Here is an 821-nt window from a genome sequence, read left to right on the forward strand (position 1 = left end):
CTGGCCACCGCGGGCGGGCTCGCCGGGACGGCGGGAGCCGCGCTCGTCGCGACCGCGCCGTACGTGCTGGCCGAAGGGTTCACCGCCGGATACGGGTTCGCCGGGCTCGTCGTCGGGCTGCTGGCACGCGGCTCGCTGACGGCCGTCGCCGGGATCGCGTTCGGGTTCGGGCTGCTCGCGTCCGGCGGGATCAACCTGCAGCTCGCCGCCGGGGTGCCCGCCTCGTCGGTGCAGGTCGTGCAGAGCGTACTGATCATCTTCATCGCCGGTGCGATGATCCTGCGGAAGGGGGCCGGGCGATGAGCGCGGTCGGTGAACTCCTGGACGGCGGCGTGCGGCTGGCCGTGCCGCTGCTGCTCGCGTCGGCGGGCGAACTGGTCAGCGAACGGGCCGGGGTGCTCAATCTGAGCGTCGAGGGGATGATGCTGACCGGCGCGTTCGCCGGAGCCGTCGGCGCCCACCAGAGCGGCAGCGCACTGGTCGGGGTCGGGTGCGCGCTGGTCGCGGGCCTGCTGGTCGCGTTGCTCCAGGCGGTGCTGAGCGTGACGCTCCGCGCCGACCAGATCGTCACCGGTGTCGCCGCGAACGCGCTGGCGCTCGGCGCGACCACCTACGGCGCCCGCCTGATCTTCACCCACGGCAGGGCCGTGCCCGGGTTCGACCCCGTCGCGATCCCCCTGCTGCACGAGATCCCGCTGATCGGCCCCGCGCTGTTTGAGCAGACCGTCCTCGGCTACGCGGCGCTGCTGCTGGCGGGTGTGCTGGCCGTCCTGTTCGGCCGCCGCACCGGGATCGGGCTGGCGCTCGGCGCGGTCGGCGAG

The 821-nt window shown here is 74.3% G+C and carries 1 protein-coding gene and 1 pseudogene; both read left to right on the forward strand.

Going from position 1 to position 821, the window contains the following annotated elements; genetic code table 11:
- Nucleotides 1-303, forward strand: a pseudogene (locus ACYVE7_RS34950) (ABC transporter permease); the annotation flags it as partial.
- Nucleotides 300-821 (forward strand): ABC transporter permease subunit (locus tag ACYVE7_RS34955; protein WP_460370952.1); only part of this gene is annotated, 522 nt, incomplete at its 3' end. The pseudogene ACYVE7_RS34950 and the gene ACYVE7_RS34955, both read left to right, overlap by 4 nt.

It is taken from the genome of Actinocorallia lasiicapitis (assembly GCF_054778695.1).